The sequence below is a fragment of the Methylobacterium sp. J-088 genome (genome assembly GCF_022829295.1).
GTDB lineage: Bacteria > Pseudomonadota > Alphaproteobacteria > Rhizobiales > Beijerinckiaceae > Methylobacterium.
This window is the reverse complement of record NZ_JAKSYH010000053.1, coordinates 1-345: the sequence shown is the minus strand read 5'-3', so window position 1 is coordinate 345 and position 345 is coordinate 1. Positions and strand designations below refer to the sequence as shown.

The window sequence follows — 345 nt, the reverse complement described above, 5'->3', positions numbered from 1 at the left end:
CGAACGGCCCAACGGCCGGTCCCGCCATGCTCGACGAGCTGAACTCCACGCACCAGCGCTGAGCCTTCCCTGCGGGGCCGTGCGTACCGCCGCGGCCGGATCCCGCCGAGCCTGCCGATCACAGCCCGAGGCCGGACGCATGGGCGATGTCCTGACATTCACCCCGCGGCCAGAGCCGATCACTGGTAACATTGCCAGTGAGCCGCTGACTGGCCCTGCACGCCGGGCCAGCCTGGAGGAGGCGGCTCAGATCGCGCTGGACGCCGCGGACCGCATCATCGCTGTGCTGGACCACTTGGACGGCGACGCGGACCTGGAGGGCGGTGGGGACGCGGAGCCGTCCCT

At 71.6% G+C, this 345-nt stretch carries 1 pseudogene; it reads left to right on the top strand.

The features are described 5' to 3' along the window. Nucleotides 1-139: 139 nt before the first annotated feature. Nucleotides 140-345, top strand: a pseudogene (locus MKK63_RS06285) (hypothetical protein); the annotation flags it as partial.